The organism is Abiotrophia sp. (assembly GCF_057275535.1).
Window position 1 is genome coordinate 57,597 of sequence record NZ_DBHIRJ010000001.1, and the last position, 18,871, is coordinate 76,467.

Consider the following 18,871-nt stretch of genomic DNA (forward strand, 5'->3'; position numbering starts at 1 on the left):
GCTAGGCTGACTTAGTCATACGTGCAATGAAGAAGCCATCGGTCAAGTAGTCTTGTGGCAAGACTTCAATCATGCCATCTGCAGTCAGAACTGACGCTCCTTGAACTTCTTCTGGCCCTATAGGACTTAGTTGGAAGTCAGCCTGTCTTGCCAAGAAGGCCTGGACCTGGGCTTGGTTTTCAGCTTGAGCCAAGGTACAGGTTGAATAGACTAAGGTTCCGCCTGGTTTGAGCAGACTGGCAACATGGTCTAAGAGCTGACTCTGAAGCTTGCTAAGTGCTTCAATATCGCTTGCTTGCTTAGTGTATTTAATTTCCGGTTTGCGACGCATGAGGCCGAGACCTGAACATGGTGCATCCAAATAGATTATATCATAGAGTGTCCCGCTTGGGGGCATAAAGTCTAAGGCATTTGTCGCATGAAGCGAAATGTTCAAGCCTTCTTGTTGGCTTAAGCCTAGGCGTTCCATGTGTCCCGCCACCAAGTCTAGCTTGGCCTGAGAAATATCTAGGGCATCCAAGTGCCCTGCCCCTAGTAAATAGGCCATATGCGTGGCCTTGCCTCCAGGGGCACTACAGGCATCCAAAAGTCGCTGGCCTGCCACCGGCCGGCCAATCGGCGCTACCAACATAGAAGATTCATCCTGAATAGTCAAGCGCCCCGCTTGAAAGGCAGGCGACTCCAGAATACGACCATCTAAGCTTTCAATAGCATAGGGCGATAGGTTGCCGGCCTCAACCTGATAGCCGGCTGCCCTTAGCTGGGCCAGGATTTGGTCGCGTTCATTGGGATGGGCTTGAATTCTGGCAGTTAGACGTGGCCGTTGATTGAGGCTAGCCAATAAATCAGCCAAGCTTGCGTGATCATACTGTTCTTGTAAGAGGGACACAATCCAAGGGGCCATACTGTATTGAATGCTGAGGGCTTCAACTGGGTCTGTCACTGTATCCAAGGAGCGTAGTTCCTGACGACGGAAATTGCGTAAGACGCCGTTGACTAGCCCGGCTAGGCCTGCGTGTCCATTGACTTTGGCAATGTTAACCGCTTCGTTAATGGCCGCATGGTCCGGAATCCGCTCTAGATAAAGCATCTGATAGACGGTCATTCTTAAGAGGGAGCGAATCCATGCCTCTAACTTCTTGCCTTTGATGAAAGGTTCCAAGTAGAAATCCAGGGTCAAACGATGTTGAATGCTACCGTAGACTAAATTAACCAAAAGCCCTTGGTCGACTGGCTTGAGCTCTGTCTGGCTCAGCGCCCGATTGAGAAGGACATTGGAATACTGGTCATGCCAGTCAATCTCTACTAGGAGCTGTAAGGCCTGAAAGCGGACATTATGCTTGAGCCGCTTAGCGGCTAGTGACTTAACTTTCATGAGCTTCCTCTTCTTCTACTTGTGGCGAAGCAAAAACTTGGCCTGTTAATTGCGCCAAATCATTGCCCTTGAAATAGTCTTCTAGGCTTAGGCGCTTCTTGCCAGACTCCTGCCACTCACGGATACCATAATAGGAATCCTGACCACACTTAACAATCAGGTGTTTACGTTTATAGGCCAGTATGGTCCCTGGCTCTGCGGCTAAATCTTCTGGGCTTGGCTCATAATCCATTGGTGCTCCTGCCCAAACCTTAATCCGCAAGTCTCCTAAGACCGTATAAGTCGAAGGAAAAGGATTGAAGGCCCGAACATGACAGTCCACTTGGTGAGCAGACTCATACCAATTAAGCTGTTCTTGTTCCTTGGTAATTGAAGGCGAAAAGACCACTTGGCTGACATCTTGCTCTACCGCTGTAATCTCATTGGCAAAAAGTTTGAAGAGAGTATCGAGCAGCAGTTCCCGCCCGATAATAGCTAACTTACCAAAGAGGGCACCCACGGTCTCATCTGATTCGATGACACAGGAACGTTGGGCTAGAATATCCCCTGCATCCATTTCCTTGGTCATGTAGATAATGGAAATACCGGTCTCATGATCGCCCTTCCAAATAGCATAATGGATAGGCGCAGCGCCGCGATACTTAGGTAGTAGCGAAGCATGGACATTAATAGCCGTATGGGGCGTTGAATTAATAAGACGGGTAGGAATGAACTGACCATAAGCCGCCGTCACGATAATGTCAGCATCTAGATTAATCAGTTCTTCTAATTCCTCAGAACGACTAATGCGTTCAGGTTGGTAGAGGGGAATATCATGGGCCAAGGCCAATTGCTTAACGGGTGACTGGGTCAAAACCCGCTTGCGTCCGACCGGACGGTCTGGCTGGGTCACTACCGCAATGACCTGGTAGGAGGCATGCTCGAGTAAGCCTTGGAGAATTTCTGCCGCAAACTGTGGCGTTCCCATAAAGATAATTTTTTTCATGTTCGATACACCTCACTAGTTGAAAAAGAGTGGCTCGTGGTCAATGGTGATATAAATCCCCTGCTTGGCTTCAAGCTGAGATTGGTCCAAGATGGCCCCGAGGCTTTCCTTGATGACTTGACCATCCTTGTACTTGAGTAAGAGTTGGAAATAATAGCGTTCATTAATCCGAGCAATAGCGCCCTGGCTGGGACCAAGAATCTCAATCGCTGCCCCACTTGCCAAGAGGGCTTGCTTAACTTGGTGGCTCATAGCTTGGGCCTTGGCCTGGTATTTGCTAGAAATGGTAATTAAAGTGGTATAGAAATAAGGCGGATAATGGCCTAAATGACGCCGCTTCATCTCATAGTAGAAGAAGGATTCATAATCATGTTGCTGGGCCAATTGCATAACATAGTGGTCTGGATTATAGGTTTGAATCAGGACCTCACCCTCGAAACGTCCCCGACCTGTTCGACCAGCTACTTGGGTCAAGAGTTGGAAGGTCTTCTCCCCTGCCCGGAAATCCGGTAGGTTGAGGGCCGTATCGGCATTGATTACGCCGACTAGGGTCACGTTCTCAAAGTCCAGACCCTTGGCAATCATTTGAGTTCCTAGGAGAATATCCGCTTCATGGCGACGGAAGCTATCCAAGAGGGCTTCGTGTTGGCCCTTCTTGCGTGTGGTATCCATATCCATGCGGATGACACGCGCGTCAGGAAAATGCTGATTGAGTAATTCCTCAATCTTCTGCGTTCCTAAGCCAAAAGTTCTGAGATAGTCACTATGGCAGTTAGGACAGCGGTCAGGTACTGGGCTTTGGTAGTCACAGTAATGACATTTGAGCCGATGCTCATGCTTGTGATAGGTTAAGGAAATATCGCAACGTGGGCATTGAATGACTTGGCCACATTCCCGACAGAGCATATAAGAGGCGTAGCCCCGCCGATTAAGTAAGAGCACAATCTGTTGCCCCTTAGCTAGACGGTCAGCAATCTTGTCCTTGAGGACAGAAGATAATTCGTCCGTGGTATGTTGGACCATTTCCTTGGTCATATCCACCAGGGTAACTGGCGGCAAAGGCCGTCCGTTAACACGTTCAGGCAGGCGCAGATGTTGGTAACGCCCTACCTGGGCGCGCGAGCGAGACTCTAGCGAAGGGGTCGCAGATCCTAGAAGCAGCGGTGCCTGATGATAGTGACAGCGCCAGATGGCCACTTCTCTGGCATGATAGCGTGGCGTATCTGATTGCTTGTAGGTCGTCTCATGTTCTTCGTCAATGATGACTAGACCTAGATCACGAATAGGCGCAAAAATCGAAGACCGGGCCCCCACGACAATGGTGGCTTGGCCCCGAATAATGCGGCGCCACTCATCGTATTTCTGAGAGTTTGTCAAACCTGAGTGCAGGACCGCCACCCCAGTTTGAAAGCGACTCTTAACCTGACGTACCATTTGCGGGGTTAAGGCAATTTCAGGAACTAGTAGAATAGCGCCCCGGCCCATTTGGCTGGCCTTGGCCATCAGTTGCAAATAGACTTCGGTCTTACCACTACCAGTGACACCTTCTAGTAAGAAGGTCTGGTCCTGATGTGCTTCTAGTGCCTGGGCAACCTGCTCATAGACCTCCTCCTGAGCCGCAGTCAAGGTGCGACTATGACTCTGCTCGACCTCCAGATGAGCCAAGGGGTCTCGATAGACACTAATTTTTTGGGACTTGATATAACCATGTTTGAGAGCTGTCTTAAGGCTGCTAGCGCTGACTTGGCTAGCTGCCAAGAGGGCTTGTTGTTCCCACTGGGGCTGACCCGATTCCAAGAGATAGGTCAAGAGCTGAGCTACTTTCTGACTTCTAGCGGGTAGCTCTTGGATGACCTGTTGGATTGCCTCAGCCGGCATAGCCAGCTCAATCATGGTCTGGGTCTTAGTGGTGGTCTGGTCTTGGACCTGATAGACCAATTCTAGGGCGCCCTGGTCCAGTAATTGCTTGATTTGATTACGACTTAAATGCGCCTCTACCTGGTCCTTATCAAGTTGGCTCTGATTGAGCCAGTCACTTGGTACCCGATAGTCGCTGAGAGCTTGGGGCTGATGAATCAGAAAGATATTCTGGTATTTGACTTTGAGCATGGCAGGCAACATGGCTTGCAAGACATTAATGCGGAAGGCTTGTAAGGTCTGGGCCAGATGCTCACTCAAGTCTAGTAACTCCTCGTTAATAAAGGATTCATAGTCTAGGACTGCTGTAATGGGCTTGAGTGTCCCCTTGAAGTCACTGGTATGGTGAATGCCCACCACAAAGCCAAGCAATTGACGATTGCCGAAAGGAACTTGTACCCGCATGCCGAGTTGTAGACTATCCTGATAGGCCTCAGGGACTTGGTAATCAAAGGGTCGATTGACTTGGGCAGCCGGAATATCGACAATCACCTTGACAAACATGGGCAGGCTCCTTTCTCCGAATGAATTCAGGGGAATTGGTAGAAAAAACTACTATGATATGAACTGCATACACACGTCCTCATAGTAGTTTCTTGACTAGTCTTCTTTGATATATAATTTGCCGTCAATGACTTCTTCGAGTGACTTACCTACGGCCTTAACTGACTCATACTTGTCTAGTTGTGGGTTCTGGTAGACTTGCAAATCGTGTGATCGTTTGCTAGCTAAAATAATCAAGCTGTATTTGGAAGGTACTTTCTCTAATAATTTATCAATTGATGGGTATAACATCATGGCTAAATCCGCTCCTTTTCGTAATAAGTTTCCATGTCGTGTCGGATTTGATCCACTACACGTTCGACCTTGAGATGTTCTGATTGAATAATGGCATTAATCTTGTCGACTGCATGTTGGACTTGGTCGTTAACTACGACATAGTCATAATGCTGCATCAATTCGATTTCTTCCTTGGCTGTCGCCATGCGCTCTTGGATGACATGCGCGGCATCTGTACCCCGACCTGTAATCCGGGATTCTAGCTCTTCCAAGTTAGGTGGTGCTAAGAAGATGAAGATTCCTTCTGGCATACGCTCCTTAACCTTCATGGCACCTTGAACTTCAATTTCCAAGAAGACATCGTGACCAGCCGCTAGGTTTTCTTCAATTTTCTGAATTGGTGTACCGTAATAGTTGCCCACATATTCAGCATATTCTAGTAGGTCCTCATTTTGAATCATGGTCTCGAACTCTTCGCGACTTACAAAATAATAATCCTTGCCATCAACTTCCCCTGGGCGCTGAGCGCGCGTAGTGGCTGACACTGAGTATACATACTGAAACTGATTATTGGCAAAGACTGCTGCCCGCACTGTCCCTTTTCCTACTCCGGACGGGCCAGATAAGACAATGAGTAACCCACGACTTGCTGACATTTCGAACCTCCATACCTTCCATTACTTGCAGTAAATCAATAGTTTTATTTTACCACAAAAGCCCCCAATAGAAAAGTTTCAAACCCTATTTTTAGGGACTTTTTTGGCCATTTGCGCTCATATTGATCAAGACTTTTTGAGGCCACCCTACCTTCTGGCAAAAGTAAAAGAGGCTGAGATTTCTCAGCCTCTCCTATTAAAATTAGCGACCTTGTTGTTTACCCGCATTTCGGCGTTTTGAGCCTGCAGCCCCAACGCTTTCCTTAGTTGGCACGAGACGGTTACGGTTAGCTTCCTTAGTTGCTTGGGCAGTTACATCCTTACGCGGACGACGTGGCGTTACCTCTACCTTAGCCATATCTTGGTCAATGATTTCTTGAATCTTTGGTTTGACTACATGGTTAGTGTAGAGCTGTTGCCCAATCATGAAGACTGCCCCTGCCAAGAAGTAGAGACCTAAACCAGCATCTGTTGTCCAAGTCATCCAACCAAAGAGGATTGGGTTCATCCAGAACATGACTTGACTTGTTTGACCGGCCTTCTCATTACCTGGTGTGCTTGGCATTTGTTTTTGCATGAGCCAGCTTTGAAGAACAGAGACAGCAACCACCAGAATCACAATTAGGGTTGAACGTTGCCCTAACTGGATACCTAAGAAGGTAGAGTTTTGAATAGCTTGCGAAGTCCGAATCGCGGCATAAACGGCCGAGATGACTGGCATTTGTAAGAGCAGTGGCAAGCAGCCAGATAAACCACCTAGCATGTTGATGTTGTATTTCTTGTAGACACCCATCAACTCTTGTTGCAAGCGAGCACGCTCTGCTTGATCTTTACTTGCATTGATTTCTTCTTGAATCTCGTTGATTTCTGGTTGGGCCACCTTCATACGCGCCTGGCTAATCATGGTATCACGCGTCATCTTCAGGGAGGATGGCAACATGAAGACCCGTGTTAGCAAGGTCACAATGATAATAGCTAAACCATAGCTATTGAATAAGAAGCCCGCTAAGAAGTCTAGGAAGGCAGCGGCTGGTTTACCCAGATATTCATAGACCGCCCCATAAGGTTGACCATTAGCATCATAGGACACACAGCCTGATGCAATCAATACAACGACGACCAAGAGGGCCATCAATTGCCAGTTACGTTGTTTTTTCAAAATTACTTCACTCATTTCCGAAAGTTTTCACCTTCTAACTATATAAAAATACGCTCTCTTTTTCAAGTATTTTCGTCTAGTCAAGGTAAAATCATCCTCTAGCCCGAGGGATGACGCGTCTTAATTCAAACAAATAAAAGGATGGGAAGCTTCCCATCCTCTCTAGGCTTATAAATTTTTGGTCAAAACCTTCTTCTTGTTCTTCTCAATTTCTGCCTTGTCCAGCAAAATTGGGAATTCTACATAGAAGATGGAACCATGGTGGAGCACACTCTCCACATAGATTCGGCCCTTATAACTATCCACCAATTGCTTGGCGATGCTAAGGCCTAAGCCATTCCCACCTTTCTGGCGGGAACGTGCCTTATCCACCCGGTAGAAGCGTCCGAAGACTTTTTGCTTGTCTTCCTGGCTCATACCCTCACCGAAATCTTGAATGGCGATTTCGACCGTCGTGAAGGAAGCACTGACCGCGATATGGATTTCTTGGCGATCGGTACTATACTTGACCGCGTTATCCAGGAGAATAATCAAAATCTGCTCAAAGTGATTGCGATAGATTTTGACATAAAGTTCCTTGTCCTCCCCTTCCGAGTCCAGATAAAAACGGAAATTAGGGTAGAGCATAACAAAGTTATTGAAGACCTGGCGCGTTGTGGTATAAATTTCGGTCATTTCATCCTTGTAGTCAACTTCAGCATGATCTGCCCGCGACAAGTCTAACATCATTTGGACTAGGTCTTTCATGCGGGTTATCTCTTGTAAGGAGGCATCAATGGACTCAGCTAGAATCTCGGGATCGTCTTTACCCCAACGATTAAGCATTTGCAAATGGCCTTCTACAATGGCGACTGGCGTCCGCAATTCGTGAGAGACGTCTTCCACAAATTGCTTTTGATTTTGAACATAGCCATCAATTTTGTCCAGGAGGCGATTGATATGAATGTTCAAATCACTCCACTCGTCATTACTGCGCGGTTTGCGAATCCGGATGGTTGACAAACTCTCTTCTTCCACCAAGTCCAGCGTATTATTAAGATACTCCAAAGGAAGTAAAAGATAACGCGCTAAACCATAGGCAAAGACAAGGGATAACAATAAAATGGCGACCAAGACCCAATTACTTAGTTGCTGTTGCTTAGCTAACCAGTCCTGATATTGAAGGGGACGATAGATATATTGCAGGGTTCCCCCGGTCGCCCCATCCCTTCCTGGCAAACTAACCGTTCCTATGACTAAAAGTTGTTTCTTATAAGGATAGATATCCACTTGAGGCGATGCTGCCACAGTCGGCACATCCAGACGACGTGTCTCATAAACTAATTGATTGGCACTATTATAGAGGCGCAAACTAGTTTCAGGATTTTCCAAAGCCGCTAAAAGTGACAAGTCATCAGCCTTTGCATTCTCTGCATTGGTCCCCAGTCGATCAATATCTAATTTGGCTGCCTTGAGCACAGACTGCGTTTGATCCAAGCGCATCTGACCATTAGCCTTAATGGCAGCAAGGGCTTGTTCTTGACTCAAGTGCCGGTATCCCATTAAACTGGCAACCCCAATAAGATTAAAGACTAAAAATAATAAGATACTCCACTTCCATTTAAGCGAAAGTGGCTGTTTAAGCTGGAAACTCGGTAATCTCATGACTAGGTTCTCATGACATAGCCTGTCCCGCGAACGGTCTGGATATAAGAATCCTTGCCAGGAACATCAATTTTGTTGCGGAGATAACGAATGTAGACATCCACTACATTGGTTTCGACTTCTGTCTTGTAGCCCCATACCTTGTCTAGTAGGACTTCACGAGACATAACCGTATTGAGGTTTTCCATCAAGTAGAGCAAGAGTTCGTACTCACGCTTAGTTAAATCAATGACTTGATCATCACGTTTAACGATTCTGCCCTTCTTCTCAATAACCAAGTTGCGGTATTTAACGGATGACTGCTGGGATTGATTCTTCTCTTCCTTGTTATGGTCAATGCGACGGAAGAGTGCCCGCAAGCGCGCCAATAATTCCTCAATGGCAAATGGCTTAACAATGTAGTCATCTGCCCCTTGGTCTAGACCAGATACGCGGTCAATAACGGAATCACGCGCCGTCATGATAATAATAGGGGTGTCCTTAATGGGACGAATTCGACGGCAGACTTCTAGACCGTTCAATTCAGGTAACATTAAATCTAATAGGATAACATCCCATTCCTGATTAAGGGCAGTCTCCAAACCCTTTCGTCCGTCATGACAGATGGCCGTTTCATAGCCTTCATGCTGAAGTTCTAAGTCAACAAAGCGCGCGAGGTTTTTTTCATCCTCAATAATTAATACGCGGTGTTTTTTTGTATCTTCCATTTAATCGCCTCCTAATGCAATTTAGATACTCTCTTCCCTATTTTACACAATTATGAGAAAAAATTCTAGTCTTGATGCCGATTATTCTCATGATTTTGCCACTTTTTTAGACCATTCTGGCTATTTTCCCTAAATTCCATAAAAAAAGAGATGGAGAATGCATCTCCACCTCATCATTCCTATGGTTGCCAATAGTAGGCCCCGTTGGTTAAAATTTCTGCGATTGTATTAACATTCATACCAGAATTCAACTCATAGGTCCCTGCAATCAGGAGTGTGGATAGATCCCATTGATCTACCACTTCCAAGAAGACATCTGGTGAGCTGATAATCCCAGCATCATACAAGTTTTGAGCAACATCTTCGGATGTGTCCCCTGGGTTAACAGTGAAGTTACCACCTTCTGTAGTCCATTGCCCATTTCTAGGCCCTGCAGTTTCGGTATTATTGGTTTCTTCCTGGCCAGCTTCTGTCGCATCTGCTTGGCTTGCTTCATTAGAGCTTGAGCTTGAACCTTCACTTGATGTGCTTGAAGATTCATTACTTGCACTTGAAGAAGAAGTTGAATGACTCTTTAAGGCTTCTAATTCACTGCTTTGACGTGAAGCTTGTTCTTTGAGTGAAGCTAAGGAAGCGTTCAAGGTGTTTTGGGTTGATTCCAAAGCAGCTTTTTCGCTTGATAAAGCATCAAGACGCGCTTGTTGATCAGCGTTGGCTGTCGTTGTCCCGCCGTTCAAGACGTTAGTCCCATTGACACCTTGGACAGGCAATTGACCTTGAGATAGGGCAAAAGCAGCCGTAACCACTGCTGAGGCCAAGACGCCGACAGCTAGTGAGCGTAAGGTGTTACGCGATAATTTCATACTATTCCTCCTTGTCGTCTGTTAACGGTTCTCAATGTAATCGTCAACGATGGATTGGATAATTTCTTGAGATAAGGCTACATGGTGAGAAATCTCATGCATGGTGTAACCTTGTGAGTAGAGACGGATTACTTCTTCGCGAGTTAAATCTGACACATCGTCAAGATTAACTTCCAAAGCTGGTTCTGCTTCAGCTTCCACATAGTGGTTGCCTGTTTGCGCAGGCGCCTCAACTTTGACAACTTCTTGCTCGCGAGCTGCTTTTTCAAGCTCAGCTAAGCGCGTCTTCATGGCATAGAATTCTTGTGATTGTTGAGCTGTAAATTCGTCCAATTGATCCTGAACGTTGTCATCCTTGACATAAATGGATAAGGCAAATAAGACGATGGCTACAACCAGTAAAATACATACTAAAATCCAGAGTTGCATACGACACCTTCCTTTCGATAGTTACTTCATTCCTATTCTATCAAAGTCACAGAAACTTACAAGGGTTGGCGGATAACAAATATGTTACAGGCATGTTGTAGGCAACCATAATTAAAAATCGGACATATGAACCTAACTAATTTTGTATAAAATTAACCTATTTCGCTTCCTATCTCCCCTCCTTCTCCTGTTATATCTTAAAACTAGCCTAAAAAAGCAAACTAAAAAGCCTAAATCTAAGATTCAGGCTTTTAATTTTTACTTTCGGCTTTATTTGAGTCCATCAGAGAAGACATAGCGGGCATGATAAAAATATTCCAAACCCGAGTAAATGGTGAAGAAGAGGCAGACATAAAGCAAGAGATTAGCCAGGGAGAAGCCCCAGACAGACCGTCCCATATCTTGCAATAAGAAGCAGATAATGGCCAGCATTTGAGTTGTCGTTTTGATTTTTCCTGGCATGGCTGCTGCCATGACCTTACCATTGGATTGGGCAATCAATACTCTTAAGCCTGTCACCATCAATTCTCTAGCTAGAATGATGAAAACCACCCATCCCGGTACCGAGCCTAATTGAACTAGTAAAATCAGTGCCGCCATGACTAACAATTTATCAGCCATAGGATCGAAGAATGCCCCAAAAGAGGTTACCAAATGATATTTACGAGCTAGGTAGCCATCCAAAAAGTCCGTAAAGCTTGCTAGAGCAAAAACCAAGGCAGCCCAGACTTGATTAATAGGAATGGCGGTCCCTAACCACACAACTTGATCAGCCGAAGGATTTAAGACCAAAAGAATAAAGACCGGAATCATCAGCATGCGCAAGAGCGTTAACTTATTGGCGATATTCATGACTATCCTCCCTCTTGATTAGGGCCTTACTGCCCATTATTATCGTTGTTCTGTTGGCGATTTGGATCTAGAACGGCTGGACCTTGATAAGAGCCTTGACCTTGGGCTTGATTTTGGTTTTGGCCTTGTTGATTTTCAGCGCCTTGATTAGCTTCATTAGTTCTTGAGCCAGTTGGCTGGTCGGCATGTAGGCGGAAGACAATGGAATCTGTGATATAGTCGTTGGCGATTTTCACAGTCTTACCATTCACCTGAATCTCGGCCCCTTCAGGGTATCCCAAGCGTATGCGGACACTACGGGTTTGACCTTTGACCTTAATATCTAAGGTTTCACCTTCAGTTACCGTCGTATCCATGGTGATTTCCTCATCTTCGTAAACCCCAACCCAGACATAGTTTTTACCTTTGACTGTAAACTTGTAACTAGACATTGGGGCATAAAGTTCGTAAGTGGTCTCTTCTCCTTCACCAGAAACGCGCTTAGCTTGAACATCGCCAAAGAATTCAGCGCCGTCAATCTTAGCTTGAGAAGAAGTCTCGCTACTGCTGCTAGCTGCATGTTGAGCTGCCGAACTTGGTTCTACTGATGATACCAAGCTTGTCGCGCTAGAACTATTGGCTTGTTGTTGGCGCTCACGTTGGGATACGGAGTAGATGGTCCAAGTAATAAAGGCCATGACTAGAATGAAGACACCGGCCAACATTAATACCGGTAGGTGCTTAGCGTAACGGTCTAAAAGGGATTGTTCGGATTGGGCTTGATTACGATTCAAACGACTTGGCATAGCTTCTGTCTCCTGCTCTTCATATTGAGATAAGCCATGTTCCACCGCTTCAAGCTCACTTTGATAATCTAAGAGTAAACTATCCCCATCTAGGCCAACCATGTCAGCATATTGTTTTACAAAAGCTCTAGTATAGAAGTTACCAGGAATTTCTTCGAAGCGTCCTTCTTCAATGGCCACAAGGTATTTTTTTTGGATTTTTGTCATTTGTTGTAAGGTATTTAAGGTATAGCCTTTTTCAATGCGGGCATCGCGTAATTTTGTTCCTAATTCACTCATCGCCGTTCATCCTTTTCTTTCTACATTCAAGAAGTATTATATCATATTCTGACTAGGGGAGTTAATCTTTTTCTCCAAAACTTATAAAACTTCTGCTAGAAAATCAAGAGGTCAAGTCCCACTAAGGACTTGACCCCTCGGCTTATTCACTTATGGGATTAACTAGGACCTCAACTGCCTCTGAGGCTCCTGAGAGCACTTGATGACCAAATTCCTGAAGGTCTGATAGTTTGATTTCCTGAAGGCAAGTCAGGATATCAGCTAGTTCGTAACTATCCATCACGGCTTCAATCAGTTCATAAGCAATGAATTCCAAGGAATTTAGGTGCTGTAAGAAATCACCAATGCGCCCTGTCACCACTTGTTTCAACTGCTCCTCAGTCAAATCCGGGTTATGTTGCCAGCTAGCCAAGAGCTCCTTGATTGCAGCAATCAAGTCTGATGTATGATGACTCTGGGCATGAATAGCCAAATGGTGCATCCTGTGGTCTAAATGATAAGACTGGTAGAAATTGGTATCTACCCACTGTTGCTGGTACCAGCTAGCATAGGCTGACGACATAGGTCCCATTAGTAATTCGAAAAAGACTTCCCCAATAATACGTTGGCGAATCAATTCTATGCCCGATAATTTTTGTGGTGAAAAGCGCCAAGCCAACTCGATAATTGGCTGACTGATTTCCCGCTCAAGCTGAGTTTTAGGCAGAACGGGAGCTGTCACCTCTTCTACTACCCTTTGATAGCGAGGTGGCTCAAATGTTTTGCGGGCTTGATTAGCCTCAATGACAGCTAGTAAAGCTTGTGGGTCAAAGTTCCCTACTACAATCAAATTCATATTGCTTGGATGGTAGAAGGTATCATAAGCCAAGCGTAGGTCTTCATAAGTGGTGGCCTTAATACTTTCTTCCGTTCCCAGGATATCTACGCCTAAAGGATGGTCGGGATAAAGGGCTTGATTGAGAGCTTGATAGGAGACCCCGAGAGGATCGTCCTGATACATATAGAGCTCTTGCGTGATAATGCCCTTTTCCTTCTCGATGCCTTCTGGTGTGAAATAAGGCGTCTGCACAAAATCAAGTAAGGTTTCGACATTGCGTTCAATATAATAGGAAGCAGAGAATAGATAGGAAGTCTGAAAGTAGTGGGTGAAAGCATTGGCCATAGCCCCCTGCTTCATAAAGAGCGCAAAAGCATCTAGCCCTCCTTGGCCTTCAAACATCTTGTGTTCTAAGAAATGGGCAGCTCCCGCAGGAATGGTCTTTTCTTCTCCCGTTTGCTTGTGTCGCACCACTTGATCCACTGAACCATAGTGTGTCGTCAGAATTCCGTAACTGCGGTGGTAACCTGGTTTAGGTACCAAGCGAACGGTTAAACCATTAGCTAGCACCTTTTCAAAGAAGGTTTCATCCAAAACTTTATGATAGTGTTCTTTCATCTTTACCTCCTACTAGGGCATAGGCCCCCACCAAACGCCATTTGCCTAAGCAAGCAATGACCTCTTCCGCCTTGAGGGCTCTCACCACAGATTCAAAGTAGTCTGTCGACAAATCGAAGTCAGGATACAAATCCTGGGCAATCATCTTATCAGTCTCCAAATGTTGATAGTCTCGCGACTGTACATCGGCACTCAAGAGGGTCAGTTTCACTTCCTCTAAGTACTCCCCTTCTTCCAAGCTCAGTATTAAGTCAGCCAACTGAGCTTGGACTTCCTCATAAACATGCCCCACCTTATCGGGGCTAATGCCTGCTCGAACCAAGGCAAAAGAGCGATGAAAATCTAGGCCAGAATGAATGGCATAGGCCAAACTCTGCTTCTCCCGAATTTCTGTAAAAAGACGCGAAACCGGTAGGTAACCAAAAATCCCATTGGCCACTTGTAGTATAATACGTTCCTTAAGGCTCTTGGCCGGCGGAAAGGCAAAAGCCATAGCCAAATTAGCTTGCTGGCCCTGAACCTTTTCCTCAATCAATTGCCCTAGATTATCAGTTGACAAAGGCTTATCTAAGGCCAGATAGTTATCACCATAATCCCAGTCAGCCTGGCGGCCCTTTAGTGACCAGCTCTCTAGCCACTTAATCAAATCACTATCGGTCAAATCACCATTGCTGACAAGATAGAATTGGGCTTCCTGGCATATTTCCCTATGAGCCTTAGCCAGGTCAGCTAGGGTCAGGGCTCGGACTCTGGCCTCATCTCCTAGATTGGCCAAGGCATTGTCAGGGTTCTCCCGATAAAGCTCTTGATAGAGCTTCTGAACAACTAGGCGCCGTTTGTCATCCCCCATACGCTCAATCCGTTGCAGCTGAAAGGCCTGCTCCCGTTCAAACCGAGCCTGGGCTTGAGGCGTGGCTAGGGCCAGCGACTCCTGTTCAAACAATAACTGACCCATTAAGTTTAGCCAAGCTGGCATTAAGTCAGGCATCTGAACAAGACTTGGCCGAACACTTTGGCTTGCCATAACAAATTCTAGAAAATGCCCCTTACGTTGGACCCCTACTGATAGAGAGGCACCATAGAGTTGGGCCAAAATTCCTTCCAAGGCCGCCTTACTTGGAATACGATCACTCCCGTCTTCCATCATACGAGCCAGCAAGGACCAGGCCGCCGCCCGCTCAGCTTGATAAGGTAAGATAGCCTTTATAATGACTTGGTTGGTTTTATATTTAGTGGAGGCAACCGCCTGATAGTGGATGCCAGCTTGCCATTCTTGCATGGCTTTCTCTCCTTCATTAGGAAAAAAGCCCCATGCCAGCCCCTGAATGGAGCCAACACGGGTCTTTCTCCTCTTATTTTGATTTGATGTAGGTTGTCCCAACGGCTTCTGGCGCCTTGGAGCGGCCAACGAAACCAATCAATACAATAATTGTAATCACATAAGGTGCAATTTGCAAGTAAACTGACGGGATATCCCTAATAACTGGAATAGAAGCCCCGATAACGGCCAAGGACTGAGCTAAACCGAAGAAGATAGCTGCTAACATGGCCCCAATTGGGTTCCATTTACCGAAAATCATAGCGGCCATGGCCATAAAACCTTGACCGGCAATGGTCGATACCGCGAAGTTTTCTGAAATAGTATGGGTGTAGGCTGCCCCACCAATCCCACCTAGTAAGCCAGAAAGCAAGACGCCAGAATAGCGCATGAGGTAGACATTAATCCCCAAGGTATCGGCAGCTTGTGGGTTCTCCCCGACTGACCGCAAGCGCAAACCAAAACGCGTCTTGAAGACCAGATACCAGACTACAAAGGCTAGCACAATCCCTACATAAGCCAAGATAGAAGTTTTAGCGAAGAAGATTGGCCCGATAATTGGAATGTCTGATAAGACTGGAAAGTCAAATTTACCAAACTTGGTTTTGATTGAGTCTGTTTGACCCTTACCTTGGAAAAGGACCTTGGTTAAGAAGATAGCCAAGGATGGTGCAATCAAGTTGAGCACGGTCCCTGAAATAATGTGGTCAGCCCGCAAATTAACGGTCGCTACCGCATGAATCAAGGCAAAGAGCAAGCCACAAAGCCCACCGACTAGGAGCGCTAGCCATGGAGTTAAGTCGCCAAATTGACCGGCAAAAGTCAGGTTGAAGACAACTGATGAGAAGGCCCCAATGACCATGATTCCTTCCAAACCTACGTTAACAATCCCACTTCTCTCAGAGAAGACGCCACCAAGGGCAGTAAAAATCAGCGGTGTTGCGTACAAGAGCGCATTGGATACAACTAAAGCGAGTATGTTTTGCATTATGCTCCCTCCTTGCTGCTGACTTTATTGCTACGAACCTTCTCCATAATGAAGCGGAAGATATAGCTACATCCAACGAAGAAAATAATACAGCCAATGACAACGTTGACGATTTCACTCGGAATCTTAGCAGCCAAAGGCATTAAGTTCCCACCGGTCTTGAGACCACCGAAGAGGATACTTGAGAAGAAAATCCCGATTGGATTATTCATGCCTAAGAGCGCAACGGCCATGCCATCAAAACCAATTTCTGGTGCCTTACCGTTCATCAGGAAGATATTACGGAACTCACCTAGCCCGTTCATGACACCACCTAGACCTGCAAGAGCACCAGATAGCACCATAGATAGGATAATATTGCGTTTGGCATTCATACCCGCATAGGCTGAAGCGAATTTGTTCATCCCTACTGCCTTGAGTTCAAAACCTAGGGTCGTACGTGTCATTAAAATATGAACCACGATAATCATTAAAACAGCTATGAAAATACCCGCATGCAAGGTAGAACCATTAGTTAGGTCCGACAACCATTGCATTTTTAAGGTGGCATTATCCTTCAAGATAGGCGTTGCATCCAAACGATTGGTAATGACATTACGTAAGAGATAGTCTGATAAGTAGATTGCTGTATAGTTGAGCATGATAGTCACGATGACTTCACTGGTGTCAAAGTAAGCCTTAAGGAAACCAGCGATGGCTGCCCAGAGGGCACCTGCTACCATCCCAGCCACAATGGCAATTGGTAAGACGATAAAGGATGGTAAGTCACCCAAAGTCAGCCCTACCCAAACGGAGACTAACCAACCACAGAGGGCTTGACCAGCCAAACCGATGTTGAAGAAGCCAGCCGTATAGGCCACTGCAAAGCCTAAACCTGTCAACATAAGCGGAGTGGCAGCCCGTAGAGTCTGCCCAATATTGAAAGGTTTACCCACTGCCCCATTGAAGAGGGCCTCATAACCTTTAACCGCATCATAACGGAAGAGCCACATAATCAAGGCTCCCACGATAATCCCAATCACAACAGATGCAATAGGAACAATAACGGCACGTAGTTTATCCTTCATGATTAGCGTCACCTCCTGTTTGACGATTGCTTAATACTTCTTCATAAGAGGTCCCCGCCATCATCAAGCCGATTTCTTGTTCATTGGTTTCAGATGCCGGAATATTTGCCATGATATGGCCGTCGTGCATGACAATAATGCGATCGGATACATTGAGAATTTCGTCTAATTCGAAACTCATCAAGAGGACAGCCTTCTGATCATCACGTTCAGCAATCAAGGCCTTATGGATAAATTCAATGGCCCCTACGTCTAAGCCCCGAGTTGGGTTAGCTGCAATCAGGAAATCAGGGTTCAAGCTTAACTCACGGGCAATAATGGCCTTTTGTTGGTTCCCGCCTGAGAGTGACTTAACTGGCACTTTTTCAGAGACAGTCCGCACATCATACTGCTCAATCAAGGCCTTGGCCTTCTTCTCAATAGCTTGGAAACGTAAGAAGCCTTTTTCAGAGTATGGCGTATGATAGTAGGATTTAAGCACTAAGTTTTCCTCAACCTTCATAGGCAAAACCAAGCCATATTTGTGGCGGTCTTCAGGAATATGACCAAAGCCTAACTCCGTAATTTCACGTGGTGATTTACCTACAATATCCTGACCACCTAACTCAATCTTACCAGATTCAATCGGGATGAGACCCGCAAGTGCTAGAATTAGCTCGGACTGACCGTTCCCGTCAATCCCGGCAATCCCCACTACTTCGCCACGTCTTACTTGGAAACTCAAGTTTTTAGTAGCAACAATGCCCCGCTCATCCTTAACCACTAGGTCTTCCACATTCAAGAAGACCTCGCCAGGACTAGCAGCCTTCTTCTCGGTCTTGAAGGAGACGGAACGCCCCACCATCATATCGGCTAATTCCTTAGCAGAAGTAGTGGCTACATCAACCGTATCAATGGACTCCCCACGCCGGATAATAGTACAACGGTCGGCTACCTGCTTAATTTCTGCTAACTTATGGGTAATGATAATAATGGACTTACCCTCACTCGCCAAGGACTTGAGCGTAACCATGAGTTCATCGATTTCTTGTGGTGTTAAAACTGCCGTTGGTTCGTCAAAAATCAGAATATCGGCGCCACGATAGAGGGTCTTGAGGATTTCCACCCGCTGTTGCATCCCCACCGTGATGTTGGCAACCTTAGCGTCTGGATCAATGGCTAAACCATATTGCTTGGATAAGTTCATAATATGAGCCTTGGCCTTCTTATAGTCCAAACGTAAGCCTTGAACCATTTCATTCCCTAACATGATATTCTCAACGACCGTAAAGTCATTCACCAACATAAAGTGCTGGTGCACCATCCCGATATGTAAGTCGTTAGCGACCGTCGGATTGGCAATGTTAACAGCCTGCCCATTCATATAGATCTGCCCATCAGTTGGTTGCAGAAGCCCCGAAAGAATATTCATTAGGGTTGATTTGCCCGCCCCGTTTTCACCAAGTAAGGCGTGAATCTCACCCTTTTTGAGCTCGAGGTTGATGTTTTTGTTGGCGAAAAATGCCCCAAACTGTTTGGAAATGCCACGCATTTCAATCACTGGATGCGTCACTGTTTCCATAGAATCCCTCCTTCTTAATTAATACTTCCCCTATTTTATAAGAGCATTTTACTTTCAAAAAAGGAGCCAGG

General features: G+C 45.9%; 17 protein-coding genes. All 17 read right to left on the minus strand.

The window, feature by feature from the left end; genetic code table 11:
* Position 1: 1 nt before the first annotated feature.
* Positions 2-1,375 carry a 16S rRNA (cytosine(967)-C(5))-methyltransferase RsmB gene (gene rsmB, locus ACO53F_RS00285; RefSeq protein WP_485136874.1) on the minus strand — a complete coding sequence of 458 codons (1,374 nt, stop codon included), beginning with the start codon at positions 1,373-1,375 and terminating at the stop codon, positions 2-4.
* Entirely contained in the window at positions 1,365-2,360 is a 996-nt protein-coding gene (gene fmt / locus ACO53F_RS00290; RefSeq protein WP_485136875.1) for a methionyl-tRNA formyltransferase, read from the minus strand. The genes rsmB and fmt overlap by 11 nt, the downstream gene beginning before the upstream one ends.
* 15 nt (positions 2,361-2,375) lie before the next feature.
* Positions 2,376-4,781 (minus strand): primosomal protein N', encoded by a 2,406-nt coding sequence (gene priA, locus ACO53F_RS00295; protein ID WP_485136876.1) that lies wholly within the window; start codon positions 4,779-4,781, stop codon positions 2,376-2,378.
* A 96-nt stretch (positions 4,782-4,877) separates the two neighbouring features.
* Positions 4,878-5,075 (minus strand): DNA-directed RNA polymerase subunit omega, encoded by a 198-nt coding sequence (rpoZ, locus tag ACO53F_RS00300; protein ID WP_023390784.1) that lies wholly within the window; start codon positions 5,073-5,075, stop codon positions 4,878-4,880.
* Between the two features lie 2 nt (positions 5,076-5,077).
* Entirely contained in the window at positions 5,078-5,713 is a 636-nt protein-coding gene (gene gmk, locus ACO53F_RS00305) for a guanylate kinase (protein ID WP_023390785.1), read from the minus strand.
* A gap of 202 nt (positions 5,714-5,915) precedes the next feature.
* A complete protein-coding gene (gene yidC / locus ACO53F_RS00310; protein ID WP_485136877.1) occupies positions 5,916-6,887 on the minus strand; it encodes a membrane protein insertase YidC in 972 nt (323 codons plus the stop codon).
* 153 nt (positions 6,888-7,040) lie between these two features.
* Positions 7,041-8,516 carry a sensor histidine kinase gene (locus tag ACO53F_RS00315; RefSeq protein ID WP_485136878.1) on the minus strand — a complete coding sequence of 492 codons (1,476 nt, stop codon included), beginning with the start codon at positions 8,514-8,516 and terminating at the stop codon, positions 7,041-7,043.
* Positions 8,517-8,518: 2 nt separating this feature from the next.
* Entirely contained in the window at positions 8,519-9,223 is a 705-nt protein-coding gene (locus tag ACO53F_RS00320) for a response regulator transcription factor (protein WP_023390788.1), read from the minus strand.
* Positions 9,224-9,402: 179 nt separating this feature from the next.
* Positions 9,403-10,086: a hypothetical protein gene (locus tag ACO53F_RS00325; protein WP_485136879.1), complete on the minus strand. Its 684-nt coding sequence runs from the start codon at positions 10,084-10,086 to the stop codon at positions 9,403-9,405.
* Positions 10,087-10,107: 21 nt separating this feature from the next.
* Entirely contained in the window at positions 10,108-10,515 is a 408-nt protein-coding gene (locus tag ACO53F_RS00330) for a hypothetical protein (RefSeq protein WP_485136880.1), read from the minus strand.
* Between the two features lie 270 nt (positions 10,516-10,785).
* A complete protein-coding gene (pgsA, locus tag ACO53F_RS00335; protein ID WP_485136881.1) occupies positions 10,786-11,367 on the minus strand; it encodes a CDP-diacylglycerol--glycerol-3-phosphate 3-phosphatidyltransferase in 582 nt (193 codons plus the stop codon).
* Positions 11,368-11,393: 26 nt separating this feature from the next.
* On the minus strand, positions 11,394-12,431 hold the full coding sequence (locus tag ACO53F_RS00340) for a RodZ domain-containing protein (RefSeq protein ID WP_485136882.1): 1,038 nt from the start codon (positions 12,429-12,431) through the stop codon (positions 11,394-11,396).
* A gap of 142 nt (positions 12,432-12,573) precedes the next feature.
* Positions 12,574-13,866 (minus strand): EF-P 5-aminopentanol modification-associated protein YfmH, encoded by a 1,293-nt coding sequence (gene yfmH, locus ACO53F_RS00345; protein WP_485136883.1) that lies wholly within the window; start codon positions 13,864-13,866, stop codon positions 12,574-12,576.
* On the minus strand, positions 13,847-15,145 hold the full coding sequence (locus tag ACO53F_RS00350; protein WP_485136884.1) for a M16 family metallopeptidase: 1,299 nt from the start codon (positions 15,143-15,145) through the stop codon (positions 13,847-13,849). The genes yfmH and ACO53F_RS00350 overlap by 20 nt, the downstream gene beginning before the upstream one ends.
* A gap of 73 nt (positions 15,146-15,218) precedes the next feature.
* Positions 15,219-16,172, minus strand: coding sequence for an ABC transporter permease (locus ACO53F_RS00355; protein WP_298077379.1), 954 nt, complete (start codon positions 16,170-16,172; stop codon positions 15,219-15,221).
* On the minus strand, positions 16,172-17,239 hold the full coding sequence (locus ACO53F_RS00360; protein ID WP_485136885.1) for an ABC transporter permease: 1,068 nt from the start codon (positions 17,237-17,239) through the stop codon (positions 16,172-16,174). The genes ACO53F_RS00355 and ACO53F_RS00360 overlap by 1 nt, the downstream gene beginning before the upstream one ends.
* Positions 17,229-18,800, minus strand: a complete 1,572-nt coding sequence (locus tag ACO53F_RS00365; protein WP_485136886.1) for an ABC transporter ATP-binding protein — start codon at positions 18,798-18,800, stop codon at positions 17,229-17,231. The genes ACO53F_RS00360 and ACO53F_RS00365 overlap by 11 nt, the downstream gene beginning before the upstream one ends.
* Positions 18,801-18,871 lie beyond the last annotated feature (71 nt).

What these genes read in the sequence shown, in the direction of transcription:
- rsmB (WP_485136874.1), bottom strand. Translation starts at nt 1,375, where the DNA reads ATGAAAGTTAAGTCACTAGCCGCTAAGCGGCTCAAGCATAATGTCCGC.
- fmt (WP_485136875.1), bottom strand. Translation starts at nt 2,360, where the DNA reads ATGAAAAAAATTATCTTTATGGGAACGCCACAGTTTGCGGCAGAAATT.
- priA (WP_485136876.1), bottom strand. Translation starts at nt 4,781, where the DNA reads ATGTTTGTCAAGGTGATTGTCGATATTCCGGCTGCCCAAGTCAATCGA.
- rpoZ (WP_023390784.1), bottom strand. Translation starts at nt 5,075, where the DNA reads ATGATGTTATACCCATCAATTGATAAATTATTAGAGAAAGTACCTTCC.
- gmk (WP_023390785.1), bottom strand. Translation starts at nt 5,713, where the DNA reads ATGTCAGCAAGTCGTGGGTTACTCATTGTCTTATCTGGCCCGTCCGGA.
- yidC (WP_485136877.1), bottom strand. Translation starts at nt 6,887, where the DNA reads ATGAGTGAAGTAATTTTGAAAAAACAACGTAACTGGCAATTGATGGCC.
- ACO53F_RS00315 (WP_485136878.1), bottom strand. Translation starts at nt 8,516, where the DNA reads ATGAGATTACCGAGTTTCCAGCTTAAACAGCCACTTTCGCTTAAATGG.
- ACO53F_RS00320 (WP_023390788.1), bottom strand. Translation starts at nt 9,223, where the DNA reads ATGGAAGATACAAAAAAACACCGCGTATTAATTATTGAGGATGAAAAA.
- ACO53F_RS00325 (WP_485136879.1), bottom strand. Translation starts at nt 10,086, where the DNA reads ATGAAATTATCGCGTAACACCTTACGCTCACTAGCTGTCGGCGTCTTG.
- ACO53F_RS00330 (WP_485136880.1), bottom strand. Translation starts at nt 10,515, where the DNA reads ATGCAACTCTGGATTTTAGTATGTATTTTACTGGTTGTAGCCATCGTC.
- pgsA (WP_485136881.1), bottom strand. Translation starts at nt 11,367, where the DNA reads ATGAATATCGCCAATAAGTTAACGCTCTTGCGCATGCTGATGATTCCG.
- ACO53F_RS00340 (WP_485136882.1), bottom strand. Translation starts at nt 12,431, where the DNA reads ATGAGTGAATTAGGAACAAAATTACGCGATGCCCGCATTGAAAAAGGC.
- yfmH (WP_485136883.1), bottom strand. Translation starts at nt 13,866, where the DNA reads ATGAAAGAACACTATCATAAAGTTTTGGATGAAACCTTCTTTGAAAAG.
- ACO53F_RS00350 (WP_485136884.1), bottom strand. Translation starts at nt 15,145, where the DNA reads ATGCAAGAATGGCAAGCTGGCATCCACTATCAGGCGGTTGCCTCCACT.
- ACO53F_RS00355 (WP_298077379.1), bottom strand. Translation starts at nt 16,172, where the DNA reads ATGCAAAACATACTCGCTTTAGTTGTATCCAATGCGCTCTTGTACGCA.
- ACO53F_RS00360 (WP_485136885.1), bottom strand. Translation starts at nt 17,239, where the DNA reads ATGAAGGATAAACTACGTGCCGTTATTGTTCCTATTGCATCTGTTGTG.
- ACO53F_RS00365 (WP_485136886.1), bottom strand. Translation starts at nt 18,800, where the DNA reads ATGGAAACAGTGACGCATCCAGTGATTGAAATGCGTGGCATTTCCAAA.